15 protein-coding genes are annotated in these 19,432 nt (G+C 35.9%); 5 read left to right on the top strand and 10 right to left on the bottom strand.

The window, feature by feature from the left end; genetic code table 11:
- Positions 1-177 precede the first annotated feature (177 nt).
- Complete coding sequence (locus tag AC5YGI_RS18540) at positions 178-663, bottom strand: hypothetical protein (RefSeq protein WP_496169205.1); 486 nt, start codon at positions 661-663, stop codon at positions 178-180.
- 146 nt (positions 664-809) lie between these two features.
- Here AC5YGI_RS18540 and AC5YGI_RS18535 point away from each other — a divergent pair, with 146 nt between their 5' ends.
- Both AC5YGI_RS18535 and AC5YGI_RS18530 read left to right on the top strand, forming a co-directional pair.
- Positions 810-1,217: a 5-fold beta-flower protein gene (locus AC5YGI_RS18535; protein ID WP_496169204.1), complete on the top strand. Its 408-nt coding sequence runs from the start codon at positions 810-812 to the stop codon at positions 1,215-1,217.
- 121 nt (positions 1,218-1,338) lie between these two features.
- Complete coding sequence (locus AC5YGI_RS18530; RefSeq protein ID WP_496169203.1) at positions 1,339-3,138, top strand: hypothetical protein; 1,800 nt, start codon at positions 1,339-1,341, stop codon at positions 3,136-3,138.
- 107 nt (positions 3,139-3,245) lie between these two features.
- Here AC5YGI_RS18530 and AC5YGI_RS18525 read toward each other — a convergent pair whose 3' ends face one another.
- From AC5YGI_RS18525 to AC5YGI_RS18500, 6 genes are all read right to left on the bottom strand, one after another.
- A complete protein-coding gene (locus AC5YGI_RS18525) occupies positions 3,246-3,704 on the bottom strand; it encodes an organic hydroperoxide resistance protein (protein WP_496169202.1) in 459 nt (152 codons plus the stop codon).
- 42 nt (positions 3,705-3,746) lie between these two features.
- Positions 3,747-5,045 carry an epoxide hydrolase family protein gene (locus tag AC5YGI_RS18520; RefSeq protein WP_496169201.1) on the bottom strand — a complete coding sequence of 433 codons (1,299 nt, stop codon included), beginning with the start codon at positions 5,043-5,045 and terminating at the stop codon, positions 3,747-3,749.
- 271 nt (positions 5,046-5,316) lie between these two features.
- Positions 5,317-6,123, bottom strand: coding sequence for an SDR family NAD(P)-dependent oxidoreductase (locus AC5YGI_RS18515; protein ID WP_330746710.1), 807 nt, complete (start codon positions 6,121-6,123; stop codon positions 5,317-5,319).
- A 94-nt stretch (positions 6,124-6,217) separates the two neighbouring features.
- The gene (locus tag AC5YGI_RS18510) at positions 6,218-6,805 is read right to left on the bottom strand and encodes a TetR/AcrR family transcriptional regulator (protein WP_330746709.1); all 588 of its coding nucleotides are present in this window, start codon (positions 6,803-6,805) and stop codon (positions 6,218-6,220) included.
- 557 nt (positions 6,806-7,362) lie between these two features.
- On the bottom strand, positions 7,363-7,785 hold the full coding sequence (locus AC5YGI_RS18505; protein WP_496169200.1) for a transposase: 423 nt from the start codon (positions 7,783-7,785) through the stop codon (positions 7,363-7,365).
- A 91-nt stretch (positions 7,786-7,876) separates the two neighbouring features.
- Entirely contained in the window at positions 7,877-8,575 is a 699-nt protein-coding gene (locus AC5YGI_RS18500; RefSeq protein ID WP_202838725.1) for a hypothetical protein, read from the bottom strand.
- 697 nt (positions 8,576-9,272) lie between these two features.
- Here AC5YGI_RS18500 and AC5YGI_RS18495 point away from each other — a divergent pair.
- Together AC5YGI_RS18495 and AC5YGI_RS18490 are read left to right on the top strand one after the other, a co-directional pair.
- Positions 9,273-10,697: a helix-turn-helix transcriptional regulator gene (locus tag AC5YGI_RS18495; RefSeq protein WP_496169199.1), complete on the top strand. Its 1,425-nt coding sequence runs from the start codon at positions 9,273-9,275 to the stop codon at positions 10,695-10,697.
- Positions 10,698-10,941: 244 nt separating this feature from the next.
- Positions 10,942-11,271 (top strand): helix-turn-helix domain-containing protein, encoded by a 330-nt coding sequence (locus AC5YGI_RS18490; RefSeq protein WP_496169198.1) that lies wholly within the window; start codon positions 10,942-10,944, stop codon positions 11,269-11,271.
- Positions 11,272-11,514: 243 nt separating this feature from the next.
- On the opposite strand, the gene AC5YGI_RS18485 is transcribed toward AC5YGI_RS18490, so the two are convergent.
- Together AC5YGI_RS18485 and AC5YGI_RS18480 are read right to left on the bottom strand one after the other, a co-directional pair.
- A complete protein-coding gene (locus AC5YGI_RS18485) occupies positions 11,515-12,750 on the bottom strand; it encodes a PKD domain-containing protein (protein ID WP_496169197.1) in 1,236 nt (411 codons plus the stop codon).
- Between the two features lie 342 nt (positions 12,751-13,092).
- Positions 13,093-16,092, bottom strand: a complete 3,000-nt coding sequence (locus AC5YGI_RS18480) for a reprolysin-like metallopeptidase (protein ID WP_330746702.1) — start codon at positions 16,090-16,092, stop codon at positions 13,093-13,095.
- 240 nt (positions 16,093-16,332) lie between these two features.
- Here AC5YGI_RS18480 and AC5YGI_RS18475 point away from each other — a divergent pair, with 240 nt between their 5' ends.
- A complete protein-coding gene (locus AC5YGI_RS18475) occupies positions 16,333-17,727 on the top strand; it encodes a helix-turn-helix transcriptional regulator (protein ID WP_330746701.1) in 1,395 nt (464 codons plus the stop codon).
- 181 nt (positions 17,728-17,908) lie between these two features.
- Here AC5YGI_RS18475 and AC5YGI_RS18470 read toward each other — a convergent pair whose 3' ends face one another.
- Positions 17,909-19,048, bottom strand: a complete 1,140-nt coding sequence (locus AC5YGI_RS18470) for a T9SS type A sorting domain-containing protein (protein WP_330746700.1) — start codon at positions 19,046-19,048, stop codon at positions 17,909-17,911.
- Between the last annotated feature and the right edge of the window lie 384 nt (positions 19,049-19,432).

Below are 19,432 nucleotides of genomic sequence, written 5' to 3'. Positions count from 1 at the left end.
TCCGTGTATGGTAATTACTGCGTTCTTAACAACTAGAAATAGAAAACTTAGAGTGAAATTTTCACTCTAAGTTTTTGCATTTGATATGAGCTGTTTTTTTTGAATAATAGCTATTGGAGACTTTTATTGTCAAATGGTAAGCTCTGTTGTTGATAATCTTTAGGCTTTATCCTGCATCTATTTCTTTGCCTGTAGAGACAAGTTATCCATATAAACAGCCTGATGTACTCCGTTCAGCATCACTTTCAACCCTAAATGTGAATCTTTCTTCAAAGAAACCGTAAATGTTTTTTTCTCTCCTGTTATTTTGGAAGGTTTGGTAATTGCCGTATAGGTCTTTATATCAGAAGGATTATCTACTGAAAAAAGTTCTAATGTTGTTTCTCCTCCGTTATCAGAAAGGTCAAGAGACAGCGTATAGGTTCCGGCTTTAATTTCGGGAGTTACCAGATACATATTTTCTCCCGGATTGCTCATGGAGTAGAATATAATTCTTTTGTCACTTGCATAAAGCATCGCTTTCCCGGATTGGGCAGTCCAGCATTTATGGATATCTTTCCATGTATCAAAACTTTCTGCAAGAGAGGTCACCGGCTTGCACTGTGCTTTTGCTGTTAGAAAGCCTCCTGTAATAACTATTCCCGTAAGTACGAATTTTTTCATGTATTATTTTTATTTATAATGAGTAAAAATAACAAAAAAAGGAATGTATCGAATGCCTTTGTTTTATGATTTAAATTAGCTTTAAAATTGTTTAGAAAATTAAAAAGAGAATCTTAACTTAGAATGAGGTAAAACTTTAAAAAGGGATGAAAAAAATACTATTTTTAATGGTCACAGTAACAGGCATGATACTGACAAAGGCACAAACCATTGAATCCGCCAGCCGAAGCACCTTAGGATATATTAAAAGTGACGGAACGATTGAGAACAGCAGCCATTCTACCGTAGGTTATATCAGGAGTGACGGTACTATTGAAGACCGCAGCCGTTCTACAATCGGCTATATCAGAAACGATGGAACCATTGAAAATAAAAGCCGTTCCACAGTGGGATATGTAAAGGAAGATGGAACAGTAGAAAATAGCAGCCGCTCTACTTTGGGGTATATTAAAGAGGATGGAACCGTTGAAAATGCCAGCTGCAGCACAATAGGCTACGCTCATGGTATAAAAAAAGAATGGGTTGCAGTGGTTTATTTCTTTTTTAAGATGTAGAAAAAATGATGATAAGGGCCTGCTTTCACTATTTTCTCATAAAAATTGTTTCTTTATCTATGATCAGCCCTTATTGGCTTGCAAATTGATACAACAAACTTTATTGAATTTTTGATGACTAATGGCTAGAACGACTGTAACTCTGATTTTCCTTTTAAGCGGTTTTTTCTTTTTAAATGCACAGGAAAAGAAAGATTCGCTGTATTATAAAATAGAAGAATTTTCAGATAAGAGAAAAGTTACCAAATTCATTCACCGTTTTATATTTCGTAGAGAGCCGGATTCCACTTCCGTGAAGTCCAATACTGAAAAGCTTTTACAAAATACTTATAACAAAAAAATTATCAGGAATGTCAGGATAGAAACCATTGACCCTTTTGGATATGGCTCTAATGACAGTAAGGAAATAGGTAAATGGTATGATTGGATAAAGGATCATCTTCATTCCAGTACCAGAAGATCAACAATCAATAATTTTTTACTTTTTAAAGAAGGAGAAGAGTACAACGCCCAAAAACTCTACGAATCTGAACGTTTGCTGAGAACAATGCCTTTTATCAACAGAGTTAATATCAGTGTTTCCGACAGTACTTCCAGTCAGGATTCTATAGATGTTGTGGTAAAGGTATTGGATTCCTGGAGTCTGAAGCCGAGAATCAGCTATTCCGGAAGTAAAATCGGTTTGGGAGTTACGGAAGAAAATGTGCTGGGACTGGGACACACACTGGACTTTCTTTATAGAAACGATTCCAAAGAAAAGCAGGATTATCTTTTAGGCAGCTATACTACCCATAATCTTTTTGGTACCTATATCAATGCCCAGATTCTTGGAGAACGGGACTTTTCGAAAAATGAAAGAATTAATTTCAGCCTCAGAAGAGACTTTTTTTCCCCTTTGACGAAATGGGCGGGAGGTTTTACATTTGAATATTTCATGCGGAAAGTTTTACTTCCGATAAATACAGATACCACTTTTCCCGAAGTTCAGATCAAAGTGTACAGTCAGGATTTATGGGGAGGTTATCAGATTCCGGTTTCATCGGATCCCAAAGAGAAGGTTTCCAGTAATATTGCCATCATAGGAAGATTTCAGAACTATAAGTACAAAGACAGCCCGGGAATCGATCAGTATCAATATTTCAGTTCTTACAACAGTTTCCTGATGTCTGTAGGGTTTATTCAGAGAAACTTTTCGGTTCAGAAAAATATTTTCCAGTATGATTTGCCGGAGGATATTGCTTATGGTAATTCTGTCAATGTCATTGCCGGAGGCTTATCAAGAAATAAAGAAGTGAATCCGTATGTGGGAATTTCTGCATCTTATGGCCGTTTTACCAGATTGGGGTATTTCACCGTGAAAGCACAGTTTGGAAGATTTTTTAATGAAGACAGCCAGAACAGAGAATCTTTCCGTTTTGACGGAACTTATTTTACAAACCTCATGGACTGGAAATTTGCCAAAGCAAGACATTTCTTCTCTCCAACACTGGCATTGGGAAATCCACAGCATAATTATTCGTATAAGGATAGAATCAACCTTTCTTCTACAGACGAGTTCCCCGTTTATAATTCTGATTATATCGGCACAAAAAAAATAGTGCTGAGGTATCAGCTTCAATTGTTTATTAATAAAACCTGGAAGAATTTTCACTTCAGTCCATATTTAACGACTGCAGTGGGCTGGCTCGGAATGCCTGATGATAAGCTGTTTAAAACTAAGGCCAATACAAAAATCGGGATCGGTGTTTTAATTAATAATCCTTATCTGGTTTTCAACAGGATTCAGATTTCTTTCATGTATTATCCGCGTGTCCCTTTTGATAATAATTCTGTTTTTGACTTTAACAGTAACAGGAATAATCTTTTACCATTGAACAGCTTTGCCACGGATGTTCCTCATTTTGTCAATTTTGGAAATTAATATAACAGACCTTTATATCCGGATTATCAGACAGATCTCAGCAAAAGAAACCTTCCTTGCTTTTGGCAGGGAAGGCTTTAATCAAAATGAGATAAACATTCTGAAAACTACACCACTATATCGATCTTTACATTAATATTTCCGCGGGTTGCTTTTGAATAAGGACATGTTGCATGAGCGGTTTCCACAACTTTTCTGGCTTCATCTATTGCAAGGCCTGGCAGAAGGATTTGTAGGTGAGCCTGCAGGAAAAATCCGTCATCATTGGTGGCAAGGTCTACAGAGGTATTTAGGGACAGGTCTGAAGGAAGATCAATTTGCATTTTTGCAGAAGCCAAATGCATAGCCCCGATAAAACATGCCGACCATCCTGCTGCCAATAGCTGTTCCGGATTGGTTCCGTTTCCTTTTGAACCGGGAGAGGTTAATTCAATATCTAACTTTCCGTCGCTGCTTTTTGCTTCTCCGTTACGGCCTCCGGTTACGATGACATTACCGGAATACAACACTTTACTGATATTGATTACTGTTGTATTTTCTACTTCCTGAATGGTATTTAATTCCATATTTTTATTATTTAGATTAAACGATATTGTTGATTGATATTGTTAAAGTTTTTTTCTTAACTCTTTGAAAGCGGCTCTAAGCTCTTCCGTAAAGACCTGCGGCTGTTCCCAGGCTGCAAAATGTCCGCCTTTTGAAGCTTTATGATAATAATATAAAGTAGGATATGCCTGCTTCGACCAGCTTTCCGGAGCCTGGTAAATCTCATGAGGGAATACCGAAATAGCTACAGGAACTTTAATGTCTTTCGTCTTCTGCGCCTCGGCACTGAAATTATTCTTGTTATTTTCCCAATAGAAACGTGAAGAAGACGCTCCCGTATTGGTAAGCCAGTAAAGGGTAATATCATCGAGGATAGCATCACGGCCAATGACATTCTCGGGATGAAGATCACTTTCACTCCATTCTGCAATTTTTTCGTAAAGGAATGCTGCTAAGGCTGTTGGAGAATCAGAAAGCAGATATCCTGTTGTCTGTGGACGTGTTACCATCATTCCTCCGTAAGCTGCATTTCTTCCAAAGAATGTACTCATTGCATTGTATGCTTTTGTTTCTGAGGCAGAAAGTCCTGACGGGGCGGGATCACCGGCATTGATCGGTTTTACAAGTTCGGCAGGAATAGTAGCCGGCATGGTAAGGTGGATTCCTAAAAGGCCAGAAGGAGCCTGTTTTGCTAATGCATCAGAAATAACGGAACCATGGTCGCCACCTTCAGAAACATACTTTTTGTAGCCGAGTCTTTTCATCAGTACATCCCATGCGCGGGCAACACGGTCCGGGTTCCAGCCAGGCTCAGTAGGAATCTCTGAAAAACCATATCCCGGAATAGCTGGTATAATCACATCAAAGGCATCACTTGCTTTTCCTCCGTATTTAACAGGATCTGTTAATGGACCTATTGTATTGATAAACTCCAGTGGAGAACCCGGCCAGCCATGGGTAAGGATCACAGGCATAGCATTCTGTTCCTTTGAACGTACATGGATGAACTGGATGTCAAGCCCGTCAATTTTTGTTACAAATTGGGGAAGTGAATTCAGCTTATCTTCCACCTTTCTCCAGTCGTACCCATTGCCCCAATAGGTGACCAGCTCTTTTAACTGTTCAAGCTGAATACCCTGGGAAGCATCTTTCACCGTTTCCTTATCCGGGAATCGGGTTTCGGAAATCCGTTTTTTAAGATCATCCAGCTGAGATTGCGGGATACTGATGTGAAAAGGCCGGATACTGGTATCATTTTTTGATGATAGAGTGGTAGCCTCAATTTTTTGCGCTTTAGAAATAGCAGGCGTGCCTAAGATAAAAGTTGCTGCTAACAGGATTGTTGAAATTGTTGTTTTCATTGTTTTGCTGTATTAGATTTTAAATCTGTTTTTCTTTTTTGATGAGACAAAATTATACCCTGAGATACGCCTGGGAAACGAGAAATGTGTTCAAATAGTCATATTTCACAGCGAAACAGACATTTCAGATGGTGAACAGGAAGATGGTTTAAATAGGAGACTGATGGGAAGTAGTGCTACGGAAAAAGAGAGCCTTACCGGCTTAAAAAAAGATAAAAAATAAGCTCCGTTTTATTATAACGGAGCTTATTTTGTTAATGCATTTTGGAAATTATCCGTGAGCTTCTACAGATACATCATTCCATTCTTCCCAAACCTTTAGACGCTGTTCGTAATTCTGTTTTACAAATGGAAGCGCTACTTTTCCAAGTAATAAACGTAATGGAGGATTTTCAGTTTCTGCTAACTTTATCAAGGCCGGTGCTGTCGCTTCAACGCTTCCGAAAGATGTTTCGGATTCCGAGAATGCTTTTTTAATGTTGTCGTAAACCGGATTACTTTGCGTATTAATTCCTGTATGCCAGATATTGGAAGCGTAGCCATTAGGTTCTACCAACGTTACATTGATTCCAAATTCTTTTACTTCTGTGGCAAGAGTTTCACTTAATCCTTCAACAGCAAATTTGGAAGCATTGTAAAGCCCCATGGTTGGTAGCGTAGCTAATCCCAAAATAGAAGACACCTGAATGATATGGCCGCTTTTCTGATCTCTCATGATAGGAAGTACTGCCTGTGTAAGCCATAAAGTTCCAAAGAAATTCGTTTCAAACTGTGCTCTTGCTTCCTGTTCGTTGGTTTCTTCCACTGCACCTGTTAATGCATATCCTGCATTATTGATCAGGATATCAATGCTGCCGAAGTGTTGATGTACTTTCTGAACAACTGCTAATGATTCCTCTCTTTTATCTACATCTAAGGGTAAAGTCAATACGGAATCTCCATATTTTTCTTTTAAATCATGAAGTGTTTCTACATTTCTGGCTGTTGCTGCCACTTTGTATCCTTTTGCTAAAAAAGCTTCTGCCCATGCTTTTCCGAAACCTTTTGATGCACCTGTAATTAAAACTGTTTTTGACATTGTTTTGTTTTTTAATTGATTGTTGTGATTATAATTTTTATGCAATATTGTTTTTAATTTAAATGACCGATCGGTCATATTTTGAATAAAAAAATTATACCGTATTTTCCTCTATAATTTTTTTCAGGCTGTTTCCAATAGTGATCATTTTATCGTTATTGCCAGCCATTCTTGACATTAAGTGCCCACCCTCAAGCATGGCAAACAAAACTGTTGCAAAATCTTCCGCGTTCCATTCTGCTCTGAACTCTTTATTGGCAATTCCTTTTTCTATAATACCGGAAATCAGTTTTTCTCCCTGTTGTATGCCACGGTTTACCTTTCCTTTAACCACCGGATTGGTATCGTCAGCTTCTGTTCCAAAGTTTAATAGGGGACATCCGCCAACTACCGGAGGGTGATTGGGATCACTGAAAAAATCAATATAAGCAAACAACTGCTCTTTGGAAGTTTTGTATTGGCTTAAGTTTCTTTGAAGTCTTTCCGTCAGCATTTGCATGTTGTGCTCAACAGCGGCACAGGCAAGTACTTCTTTATTTTCAAAATGAACATACATACTGCCTTTAGACAACTTGGTGGCCTCCATAATATCACTCATAGAAGTAGCTGCAATCCCTTTTGTATTAAAAATAGGTGCTGCTTTTTCTATAATGAATTGTCTGGTTTCTTCCCCTTTTGCCATGATCATACTGAATAACGAAGCAAATATATGACCGATTGGTCATAAAAACAAATTTTATTTGATTTTTTTATGAAAAATTATTGAAAATCTGTTTCAATTTACTGATAGAAAGGAAATTGCTGGAATATAATTTTCATCTTTACAGTGGCTATACTTAATCAAATTTCTAAATTTATCCGAAATTGAATGAAACGTAAACGGTAACCTGAATGTACGTACTTTGCGCGAACTTTATCGGCAACTAGGACTTCCTTCAAACTTCACTATATAGCAAACAAGCGAAAATCAATAAGTTTGAAATAGCAAAGGCAGATTATTAAAAATTGAACTGCAGAAAAAACTCTCAATCATTGAGAGTTTTTGCTGCTTTTGATGGTCCTGATTATATTTCTGAAGTACATGTAATGCCGAAGTTTTTAATAAATCTTATATTTTTTATCTGTGTTAATAGAATCGGAAATTTGTGAAAAATAAAGGATGAACATACACTTTCCAGAGGGAGATCAGATGCAGGCATCAAAGTAAAATTTTTCATTGATGATCATGGATAAATAAGGTTAGTATTTTCTGATCCATTTGTATAAAGTAGTTTTGGGAATTCTGTATTCCTCTATAATTTGCTGTTTTGTTTTTTCATTTGTTTTTAAAAGCTCAAGAATAAAATCAATCATCTCTATAGTATAGATATTTTTTCTGAACTCCGGAAGCTGCGTTTTTTCCTTTCTTGATTTTTGATAATAATCTGAAGATAGGGGAGGTGAATACAGCAGCAGATGTTGGGAATAGATTCTAAAGAAATCATAAGTCAGAAGCTTGCTCCATTTCAGGAGAACCTCTGCATCCAATGACTTGCTTTTGTACATCTCAGACAGTTCTTCACAGCTGCATTGCATGAATTTCATGAGCCTGTCTGAAGAGAATCCGGTTTCCTGTACCCGTTTTTGTATTAGCGCACCAATGTGAATGTCTTTAAAAAGCATAATCAACGGATTAGGATAAAAACCACTTTTGTGAGGGTTTTAAAAGTGGCTTTTATAGTTTAAAAATAAAGTATTCTATAAAGGAAATTGATTAGGTACCATAATATACAATGCTCAATGAAGCTGTAGTTAATCTGTGAGGTCTTGTGTAATTACCCCTGCAGCTTATTATGTCACCAACATTAAAATATGCTGTTACTCCTATAGTATTGGCTTCAAAAGAAACATTATCCGTTAAGCCATTTTGATTTACTGAGAGTTCAGTTGTAGCAGCTCCAACAGTTTTCTTTATAAAGGTTTGTACTGTTCCTCCGGTTGTAGGAGAGTTCATACTGACATCTTTTTTTGTATAAAGCGAAATACCATAATATCCTGCTTTCAATACGGTAAAGTTACCTGAGCTATATGATAGATTTGCAGAATTAATTTTGTTCACAGTAAAATTATATTTAGCTTCCGTATTGGCGGAAAGGTCACTGGTTGACGCAATCCCTGTGGCAATTCCTACAATAGAAGGAATACTTGCTGTTGTCCCATTCACCAGGTTACCATTAACATCAGTGCCTAATAAACTGAAGTTTTTATAATTTTCCAGGCGCACTGATCCATCATCAGATACACTTAGAAGTTCCTTATTGGTACTGTCATTAATTTCTAAAGCTTTTGTTGCATTGGTGTTTCCTTTACTCACTACATCAACTGTAGCACTGGGGCTTGTAGTATTCATACCAACCTGTGAATACACATTCAAAAAAGCTAGTAAAGCTGTGGCTAATAAAAATTTTTTCATAGATGTATATATTTTTTTTGTTTTGAACTCATGATCCATTGATCGTAACCGGGATTTGTTGGAAATCAGATGGATAAGTTTTGTTGGTGCAATATTACATTCCAGGCTTTATGTTGTACAAAATTTCACCTATGACATAGCTATGACATTATTATAATTAATTGGTAATGAGTGTTTTATTCTTTTTAATGAAAAAGTATAGATGTCTTAAAATTGTTCACTGTATTATACTTTTAATAGGAATTAATGAGTCTGTGTTGTATGAGTATAAGGAATAGAATCAGGCTCAGGATGTTCGCTGTATTCATATTTATAAGTGGGTTTAATTGCAGAAAGTAAAAATTTATTATCCAATTGTTATCACACCGATTTCTTTCATTTGATCAGGGAATAAGGATGAATACTTTGAGACTCAAATAAGAATCAGATCACAACTTTGAAAAATAAGCTAAAGCATCAATACTATTGAATGTCATAGGTATGTCATATGTATGTAATGGCTCTATAGGGCATTTTTTTATGTAAATATTTTATCATTGCCCCTGAAAAGAAGTAAAGATGCATGTGAAAGATCTATATTAAGTTTTATTGGTATTGGTTTTTATTAGGTTAAAATTCTTATTTTGATATTAAATTAATAAATTTTTACTTTTATACATGTTATATGCATATATATATTACACATATTTGATACACTATGAAATTTATTATTTTGTTTTTCCCGTTACTGCTGTTTGCACAGCCTAAAATTACCACAGCAACTATTGATAAAAGGCTGGAGGAGTCTAATGCTCTTCTTATAGATGGCCAGACAGATGATATGATTACATTGAATCTTTCAATACTGGATGATGCTAAACATATTAATTATGCGGAAGGAAAATTATCTGCATATTATAATTTAGCACTGGCTTTTTCCATGCAATACAGGTATAATAAAAGCAATTATTATTTAAAAATGATGGAACCTGAGTTCAAAAACTCGAATGCTGAAGATCAGGAAATTTCCATGAATATATTATACAGCATCAATTACAGAGGAATTAAAATGTATGATGAATCGTTAAAAAAGTTGAAAAAGAATCTGACAATGGCGGATGATTTAAAAAATGATTCTACCAGGCATGCTATTAAGGGAATGATTCTGGTTCAGGTAGGGAGAAATTATCTTGAGAAAAAAATGTACGACTCTGTTACCTACTATGGAAAGAAAATTGTTGATGAATTGAAAAAATCAAAAAAAATGGATACGGGGATGAATACCAGTCTGAAAGCAGCTATGCTCCTTTTATCCGAAGCAAAACTTAATGAAAATAAAATTGATTCTGCGGAGTATTATATAAAATTTGCCCAGTCTATAGCTGTTGACTGGGGGAATAATAATTTTGCAACATATAAGCTTTTAGGGCAAATTTGTGATGCGAGAAAGCAATATGATGCAGCTATTGTCAATTATGAAAAGGCCATAGTGCTTGCTGCAAAAGCAAAAAACTTCAGAAAATTATCAGAGTTGTACGGATTAATATCCAGATCATACGAAAAAACCGGGCAGATTGATAATGAAAATAAATATGAGCTTAAATACAGCAGACTCAATGACAGTTTAAAAAAGATAGACGATAATAATCTGAAAGATACAGTAGATCTTCTTGTGGAAGAAAAACAAAAAAATCTGAAAAATGAAAATCATCTTTTGCTCTATATCATGATTGGAGGGATTGGAATTTTGGCAGTTATTTTCTTTATGATTAATAAAAGAATAAAAAAGAAGAATAAGATGTTAAATGTCAGGGAAATAGAAACGAAGGAGCTTAATCAAAAATTAAATATAGCTTTTGAAGAGGTAATACAGCTGGCAAAAAATAATGATCCGGAATTCCTTACCCGTTTTCAGGAGGTTTATCCTGAATTTGTACCCAAACTGATGAAAATTGAACCTCAGCTGCAAAGTACTGAGCTCAAGTTTTGTGCCATGTTGTTTCTTAATTTTTCCACCAAAGATATTGCAGCATATACTTTTGTTCAGCCTCAGTCTGTACAGACAAGAAAGAACCGTTTACGCAAAAGATTAGGAATCTCGTCAGATGAGGATATTTATCTCTGGATGCTTAATTTGAGATAATTTTAGTGGATTTGTACCGGGATTAACTCACTGTAATACCTGTGTCATACCTGTTTTTTTTGAGACGAAAGGAGAATAAAGCAAATTTGTGCTGTAAGAGAATTATAACAATAAAGAAAATCGATCTGTTCGGAATTTTTTATTAAAATATAGTTTTTGTGGCGAAGCATGTTTAGTTATTATTGGCCGGAGACCAGCCACACTGCCCCCTTTCCGGGGATTTTTGATTAAGAATAAAGAATCTATGCACAAACCCGAATCTCCCGATTATAAAAGGATATATGAAGACCTTGTACGTCTGAAATACCCTGCAAAAAAACAAGAATGTGAATCTATATTGTCAAAACCCATATTTTCAGTAAAAGATGTAATTACCATTAACAATATTCTTTTTCCTAAAGCCAATAAACAAACCGAATTTGCCAATCAAAGACATCGTTCCTATGATAAAGCTGCAATTCTGGAAATTCTAAGCTATCAGAAAAATAATAAACTGAATAATGCTGAATTAGCAAGATATTTTAAATTGAGCAGGAATACCATTGCCAAGTGGAAAAAACTGTTTCTCCTGTAATATCTTGTGTGTTTCAAAAGTGAAAAACCAATTTATGGAGAAAGATATCCTTGCAGACCATCGTTTTATATCTCTATGTTAATGGTACATTTGCTTCCTGTTTTAGAAGATTGAACGCAATTTACAATGCCTGCTATGAAGGAGTGGTATATGCAGAAAAAGTGGTTGCAGGATAGTCTTTTGTAAATGGATTACCTCATAATACAACAAAAAAAAGAACTCAGACGAGTTCTCTTTTCGCATTTATTTGACCATGATTTTAATGCTTTCCCTACGATCGTTTTCATAAAGAATACTGATCATATAAACGCCTTTACTATAAGTTGAAAAATCTAATTGTATATCATAAGTATGAAGGTTTTTCCAGTCAGAAAGCTTTCTTTGAGCCATATCATAAACCATAATGTCCTTTATTTTCTCTTTACTTTTGATATGACAGAAATCTTTCACAGGATTAGGGTAAAATGTAAGCTCAGGCTGTACCTTCATATCCGCAGTCCCCAGAGAACCAATAGTAATTGTTTTACTGAAAGTTTCAGCACAGGAATTTTTCATGACCGTAAGCGAGATTGTATAACTTCCCGGTGCAGTATATTGATGCACAGGGTTCAATGATGAATCAGTGATGCCATCACCAAAGTTCCATGATACAGATGTGTAATTGGCGGAATGATTGGTGAAATTTACAGTTGTTCCATTAATTCCTGCTATAAAATCCGAATGAAGATGAAACGCGTTACTGTTCCATTGTGGCGGATTATTAAAAAAAACAAGATCTGCAATATTCTGAAAATTTTCAGCCGTGTTTTGAGGCAGTCCGTTATAAAAAGTGGACGGAAAAACATGATCCTGAAAAATCGCAGAATACATAGAAGCTGCTACAAGATAACTTCCTTTAGGCCCTGGATGAATATCGTTATAAGACCCGTGAAGAGCCAGATCCTGGGAAGAATTGTAGTAATGTCTTGCAGATTCTCCGGCAGGAACCATTTCCACCTGCATCAGGTTAGACATCTTTGTAATGGAATCCTTAATTTTCTGCTGAAAAGCGAAATAGGTATTGTATTCATTCGCAGAGGGTACTCCATAAGGAATTTCATACAGAAATATCTTTGAACAAGGACTGTATTTACGAATAGAGTCTCTGATTTTCCGACCGCGCTCAGCAGTTACTGCAACAGGGTAGGAATGTCCCGCAGATTCACCGGTTCCGGGCTGCATGATGACATATTTATAGTTTTTAGATCTTATCTTTTGATACAATGAAGGATCATCCACATGATTTACAAATCCGGTTCCTCCGGGAGTATGTGTTGTTACAGACAGATTTTTCCCCTTTGAAGCCGCTATATTTTTGAATATTTCAGGCATGTCATTAAAATACGTCACACTGTTTCCGATAAACAGAACTTCATCGGATTGGCAGAATGATAAGACTGAAAAACCAGTGCATATCAGAAAAAGTAGTTTTTTTATCATAGAGTATTTTTTTGAGAGTTATTTTAAAAAAGGTACCTGCAGAAAACCACTTCTTATGCAGGTACACAACACAAACTCTGATTAAAAAATGTTTTTTTATATATTTTGCTTTATCCTTTTTTTAATGATAACCTTTTAAAAAGCACCTGCAGGAAACCCAATCTATACTGCAGGTACAACATTAAAAGGTGTTTAAAATGAAAATGTTAATGTATTTACTTTGTTAGAGATTTTTTTGATTTATAATGAGTTAATGATTGGGCTGTATTAGTTTAATAAATCTTGAAAAAAGTACCTGCAGGCATCTCGAATAACCTACAGGTACACGGTACTAATTATTAACTATTTCTTGATTAATTTCGTAGTGTAAGTAGTCTTGTCATCCTTTACAGAGATCACATACATTCCTTTTATCAGGGAAGCAACATTGATTCTCTGGCCATCCGGCTTCCCTTCCTGAACAAGTCTTCCGTCTGCACTGTAGATCTTGTAATCTGCTTTTCCTTTAAGTTTTTTTACTTCTACAAATGTATCGGCAGGATTAGGGTAGATTTCAAGATCAGAAGATGACTGAACAGATTCTTTAACCCCAAGTGCTGCATTAATTTTTACAGAAAAATCCCATACCGAACCATGAGAGATAATATCACCATTGGCATTTACGAAAGGACTTGCACATGCATCAGCTGAAGCATTAAAAAAACCACTGGCTACTCTCATTCTTAATGTTTTGTCTCCATTGTAAGCATTAGCCGGAACAGCAAAGGCAAAGCTTCCAAGGTGTGCTTCATTGGCATTAGGTACTGCACCATTAATACCTATTCTTTCTGAATTTTCAAACACTCCGTTTCTGTTGTAATCAATCCATACCTGTACCCAATCCTGAAAGTTTCCTCCTGCACGATTAGCATAAACAACATAATTAAGATTATATTGTGCTCCCTGTGTAAGCTGAATCAGTTTCGTAGGATCTTCTGAATAATCTTTATAAGTATGCTGCACGGTAGTTCCATTACCTGTTACATTGACATTAGCCAGGTTTACCCTTAATATACCACTGAAATATGGCGAAATTGTTGTATTGCCTCCCGTAGTCATCAAACAGTAATCATATCCTGTGCGTAGCCCTTTTGTTTTGAAATTAGAAACAGGGGAGAATGCTCCGGCAACATTATTAATCACGGATGCAACACGAACTTCATAAGAGGTCTCATCTTCAAGGTTATTCAGGAATACTGAATTAACAGGGCTGGCAGCATTAGACCAGTTTGTCGTTCCTGCCTTTCTGTAATTGATAGAATAGGTTGCTCCCGGTACATGATTCCATGAAACGGTTGCTGAGGTTTTTACTATATCATTTTCAAATACAGCAAGTCCGGTTGGGGGATTATTTAAAGTAGTAGGAGCCGCTCCAATAGTAACAGTAGGAGAAACTGTGTAAAATATATTTCCTACCGCCGAAATTCTCAGCTTAATATTGCCTTGTAGTGTTGCCGGCATCTGTATATCAAAACTACCGTCATTCGGAGTTGAAGCAACCAGTTCTGTCCATGCGGAACCATTAACAAGATCAGTTGTATATTCAATCTTTACATTGGCAACGTTATAGGGAGCCTGATTTGTATTGGCAACATCCCATGTAATGGTGTTGGATGCATTATTATAAAGGGTAGAAGAAGTACTTAAACCTTTAAATTTGAAAGGTCCGTCATTTCCAACGGTAACCGTATTTTCAGCAGAAATAGTTAATGGTCTGTTTGGATTATTATCACGCACCGTTACAGCATAGTGTAATACTCTTGGGATATACGAAACCGTTTCCCAAGTGTCTTTATTAGTTAATTTACCACTCATCACAATAGGAAGACTCGGGAAATATCTTCTGCCAGAGGCAACTGCTGGAAAAGAACGGGTAAGAGATCCTTCAGGGTTAAAACCCCATCCGCTGTCCCCTGAAATAGAGTTTGTAGCTCCCACACTGTCATATTGTTCCCAGTTGTACGTCAGCTGATCTCCGTTGGCATCCACTGCATTGGCATCCAGATAATAGGCTGTTCCCTTAGGGATATGATAAGAAATAAGCGGAGTGATGGCAGGAGCGTTATTGGCAATATTTTCAGCGGCACCGCATCCCACTTTACCTTCAAGATTGGTAAGGATTTGATTGATTGATGAATAATGGAAATAGGCATCACTGTTCATCTGAACATTATTGGCTGTAATTCCCGCATATCCCATGATGGTTGTACCTCCTCCCGGTTCTACATTGACATCTGAACTTTCTGTAACTGTAGAAAATGTATGGTTGCCTCCAAGTTGATGCCCCATCTCATGGGCTACATAATCTATATCGAATGTATCTCCCGCAGGATTCTGATTTTGTGTAAAAGCTGAACCTTTACCTTGTGGCTCCGCTACAGATGGATCGGTACATATACAACCTATACAGCCTGCATTACCATTTCCTCCTGCCGCATTAAAGACGTGTCCGATATCATAGTTTGCATTACCTACCTGTGCGGTTAAAGTTTGTTGCAGCTGTGTATTTAAATTACCGGTATAAGGATCATTAGCAGGATTGGCATAGATAATATTGGGAAGGTTTTGTATATTCAAATGGATAGCGAATTCCTTTTCAAAAACACCATTGACACGAGTCATGGTAGCATTCATCTGGGCAAGTGCGCCCGGTACCCCTCCAAAAAGCGTTGTATATTCACCTGTTGCAGATAAAGCAAGTCTATAAGTTCTGTACATGGATGCGGCAGGTCTTCCGGTAATATTGATTCCTGCAAGTTTGTTTTTTCCGGATTTTTTCAAGGATTTAATATCCAGTTCCTTTTTTCCTTCCATACTGCAGCTAAAGCCATGTTCAGAATCTGTTCTTTCAGTTTTATAGAATACACCATAGGTTTTTTTATCCGTAGTAATGGGCTCTATAAACTGGAAGATACCATCTTTGATTATCATTGATTGTATTTCTGTAGGGGATGTACTGAACCTTACATATTTGGACGGATCATCAATTCCGATCCCTACATAAGATCCCAATCCATATTTTTCAGCCAGTGATTTTTCCATTACAGGATTGCTGTACACGGCAAACTTTTCAATGGTTCCCTCTACAGTTGGCAGCTGGATGGTGACAGCTTTTGCATTGGCTCCGGTTTCTTCAGCATTTTTTAATAACTGTATCAAAGCATTAATATCAGTTTTGTATGCAAACTTGATTTTAACCTCTCTTCTGATATCGGATGTTTTCTGTGAAGCGGGTTCCCACCTCTGAGCATTGGAAAGACAGAATCCTGATATCAAAAATAATGATAATAGAGTTTTTCTCATTTTAAAAATTAGGTATTTAACAATGGTATTTGAAGATTGAATATAAAATTCGGGTATTCAAAAGTAATTGCTAATTTTGTAATACAAACGATGTTTACTTGCTGTTTTGTTAGATAGAGTATGTAATACGTATGTGTTTCGGGCGATATTGCTTTGATGTAGTGTTAATATTATATTTATGTTTTTGGTAGAGTTATGGAGAAAAGACTATTTGTTTGGCTCTTATTTATTTCTTCTTTAATGCATTCACAGCATACAGAGGAAGAACTGAAGAATGTCATTTTTGATATAGATTATTCTAAGGCCGGACCTCGGGAAATAGAAAAAATTGACAGTCTTATTAAAGTATGTAAGAAAAATTCCTATACTACCTGTACTGCGCTGGGCTATCTTAAGATTGCCAATATCTATGACAAACTGAATGATACGAAAAAATCTTTCTATTATATCAATAAAGTAGAGAAAGAAAATCTTATCAATTCCAATACAGACTTTGAAGTCATATTTTATTTCCATTTACAGAAGTCTTTTTTATACCAGAAGCTGGGGGAGAGAGTGGCTTCTTTTAAGCAGCTGGATGAAATTTATGATGATGCAATGAAAACGGACAATGCCTATTTTATTTATTTGATTAACAGACAGTATGCCAGTAAATATGATGAGTTGAAAAAAAAGGATCTCGTATTGAAGTATAGCAAAATAGCATATAAATATTCAAAGATCTACAGAGAGAATAAAGGAAACCGGTATCGGATTGATAAAAACAGGTTGAGTAACAGCTATAAGACATCTGCTTATCTTGGGGGAATTTATACAGATCTGAATAAACTGGATTCAGCAAAAATCTACATTGATGAAGCGATACGGAATGAAAAAAAAGTAGATGATATCGGGATCAAATATATTACTTCATTCTATGCCGGACGATATTTTAAAGCGGTTAAAAATGTCCCGCAGGCTCAGCATTATTTTTGGATCTCCAAAAATATTGCTACAAATTATTATAAAAGTGAAAATTATCAAATAGCGGTTGCTGATGAACTTAAAGCTCTGTATGAGAGCCTGGGAGAAAAGGACAGTATTGGCTACTATTCCAACTGGCTGCTGGATATAGAGTCTTCAAGCAGCGAGCAATACCAGATTTTAAATGACACTGTTGATAAGCAAAACGAATTGGAAACCAGCAAAAGAAAAAAAGAGGCAAAAAATCTCTTTTTGATACTATCAGTCAGTATTGCTGTATGTATTCTTTTCATTGTTCTTTCCCTGTATTATTACAGAAAACACAAGAGTAAAAGCCTGGATAAGATGGATGTGCCTCATCAGTTACCTGTTCAGGAGAGTATCTTTAAGGAGGTCATCCAGCTCGCTAAAGAAAATAACCCGGAATTTTTAACCCGTTTCAATGAATACTGTCCTGGTTTTTCAGAAGAACTCCTGAAAATTTTTCCTTTAAAAATGTCAGAAATACGGTTCTGTGCTTACGTATACCTAAATTTTTCCACTAAAGAAATTGCAGATTATACATTTACCTCCGTAAGAACTGTACAAACTAAGAAATATAATTTGCGGAAAAAACTGGATATTCCCAGTGATATGGATATTTATGTATGGTTTTCCAAATTACTGAAATAAAATTGATCTTAAAAAACAGAAGCTATCTCATTCATGAAACAGCTTCTGTGCAAATGTGAAAAAGTATAATGTGTTTTGAACTTTCAAAGTTTTTTAAAAAACCTGCAGGAAAATAACACAAACCTGCAGATAGTAGATATCCTAAATATTAAAAACTATTTTCTGATTCTGAAAAAAAGTGCTATTTCTTAATTGTTTTAATCGTTTTTGTAGTTCCGTCTGTCATTTTTAAAGTAACAAGATATAATCCTGTTTTTAAATCATTCAGGTACAACTGAGATGAAGGTTTTTCAATTGTTTTAACGGGTTTTCCTAATGCATCAGTAACTGTAACTGATTTGACTTTTGAGATGTCTGAAATATTAAGAACATCGCTGAAAGGATTAGGCAATACGGTGATCTTATTTTTGCTATTCAAAGTTTCATGAGTAGACAAGATTGTATTGTCATAAGCGGAAATCTGAATCTCTCCATCGTCTGTAGAGGAATTGTACTTCCATACACTTACATATAAAGTAGTTCCTGGTGTTTGCCCCGTTAATGAAACCAATGGTAAGAAGTTCTGACTACTGGTAACATCACAAGCGATTTCTGTTAAATTTCCACAAGTACCACTATATACTGAAATCACCGGAGAAGAAAACGGGGATCCTGAAACTTCCTGAGCCTCCAGGGTTATATTTCCGCTAGCCGGAACGACAACTTTAAACCATATATTCTCAACTGAATCCAGATTGCAGGAGGGAAGAGCATCGTCTGTAGTAGCACCTGAATTAGAGACTGTGACTGAACCTGAAGGAAAGTCTGTTCCTACTGTCAAGGTTGTAGCACCTGCACAATTATTATTAGAAGGAGGAGAAACTTCATAGGCAGAAACCTGAAATTCTCCATTTTCTGTATTTGAACTGTACTTCCAAACACTTATGTATAAAGTAGTTACGGGAGTCTGACCGCTTAATTTGACTTTTGAAAATGAGCCTTCTCCACTATCATCATCACAGGCAATTTCCGTTAAAGAATTACAGTCTCCGGTATACACTGTAAGTACGGAATCATCAAATGACGAATTTGAAACTGAGCGGGTTTCTACTGTTAAATTTCCGCTAGCCGGAACCACCACTTTAAACCAGACATTTTCTACAGCATCCGGGTTACAAACAGGCAATGTATTGTCTGTGGAGGAAGCTGTATTATTTGAGATAACGGCTCCAGAGGTAAAATCTGTTCCAACAGTTATTTGAGTAGCTCCGGAGCAGTTGTCATTCTGTGCTTTTGCAAATATTGCAGAGAACAAAAAGAAATAGGGTAGTAATTTTTTCATAGAATTGATGTGTATATTTTGAGTTAAGAAGTTATGAGCTGGCCTTAGAATATTATTGATTTCTGTTGTGGAGTTAAATAATGAAGTAATTTCCGGTCAAAAGTAATTGTTAATTGTGTAATATAAATCGGTTTTAATTGTTGTATTTGCGTATTGTGTATGTAATACGTATATATTTTGTCTTTTATTGAATTGTTATAGTATTAATATTGCATTAAATAGTATGGGGTACTCATGATAAAAAATCTAAGTTTTCTGCTTTTCTTAATTTCTTCCCTTTTTTACGCACAACAAACTGAAGAACAGTTGAAGAATATTCTTTTTGATATTGAATTTTGTACATCCGGTCCAAAAGAAATAGAAAAAATTGAAAATATTATAACA

It is taken from the genome of Chryseobacterium sp. CS3K3.1, from assembly GCF_059515165.1.
This window is presented reverse-complemented; position numbering and strand designations above follow the sequence as displayed.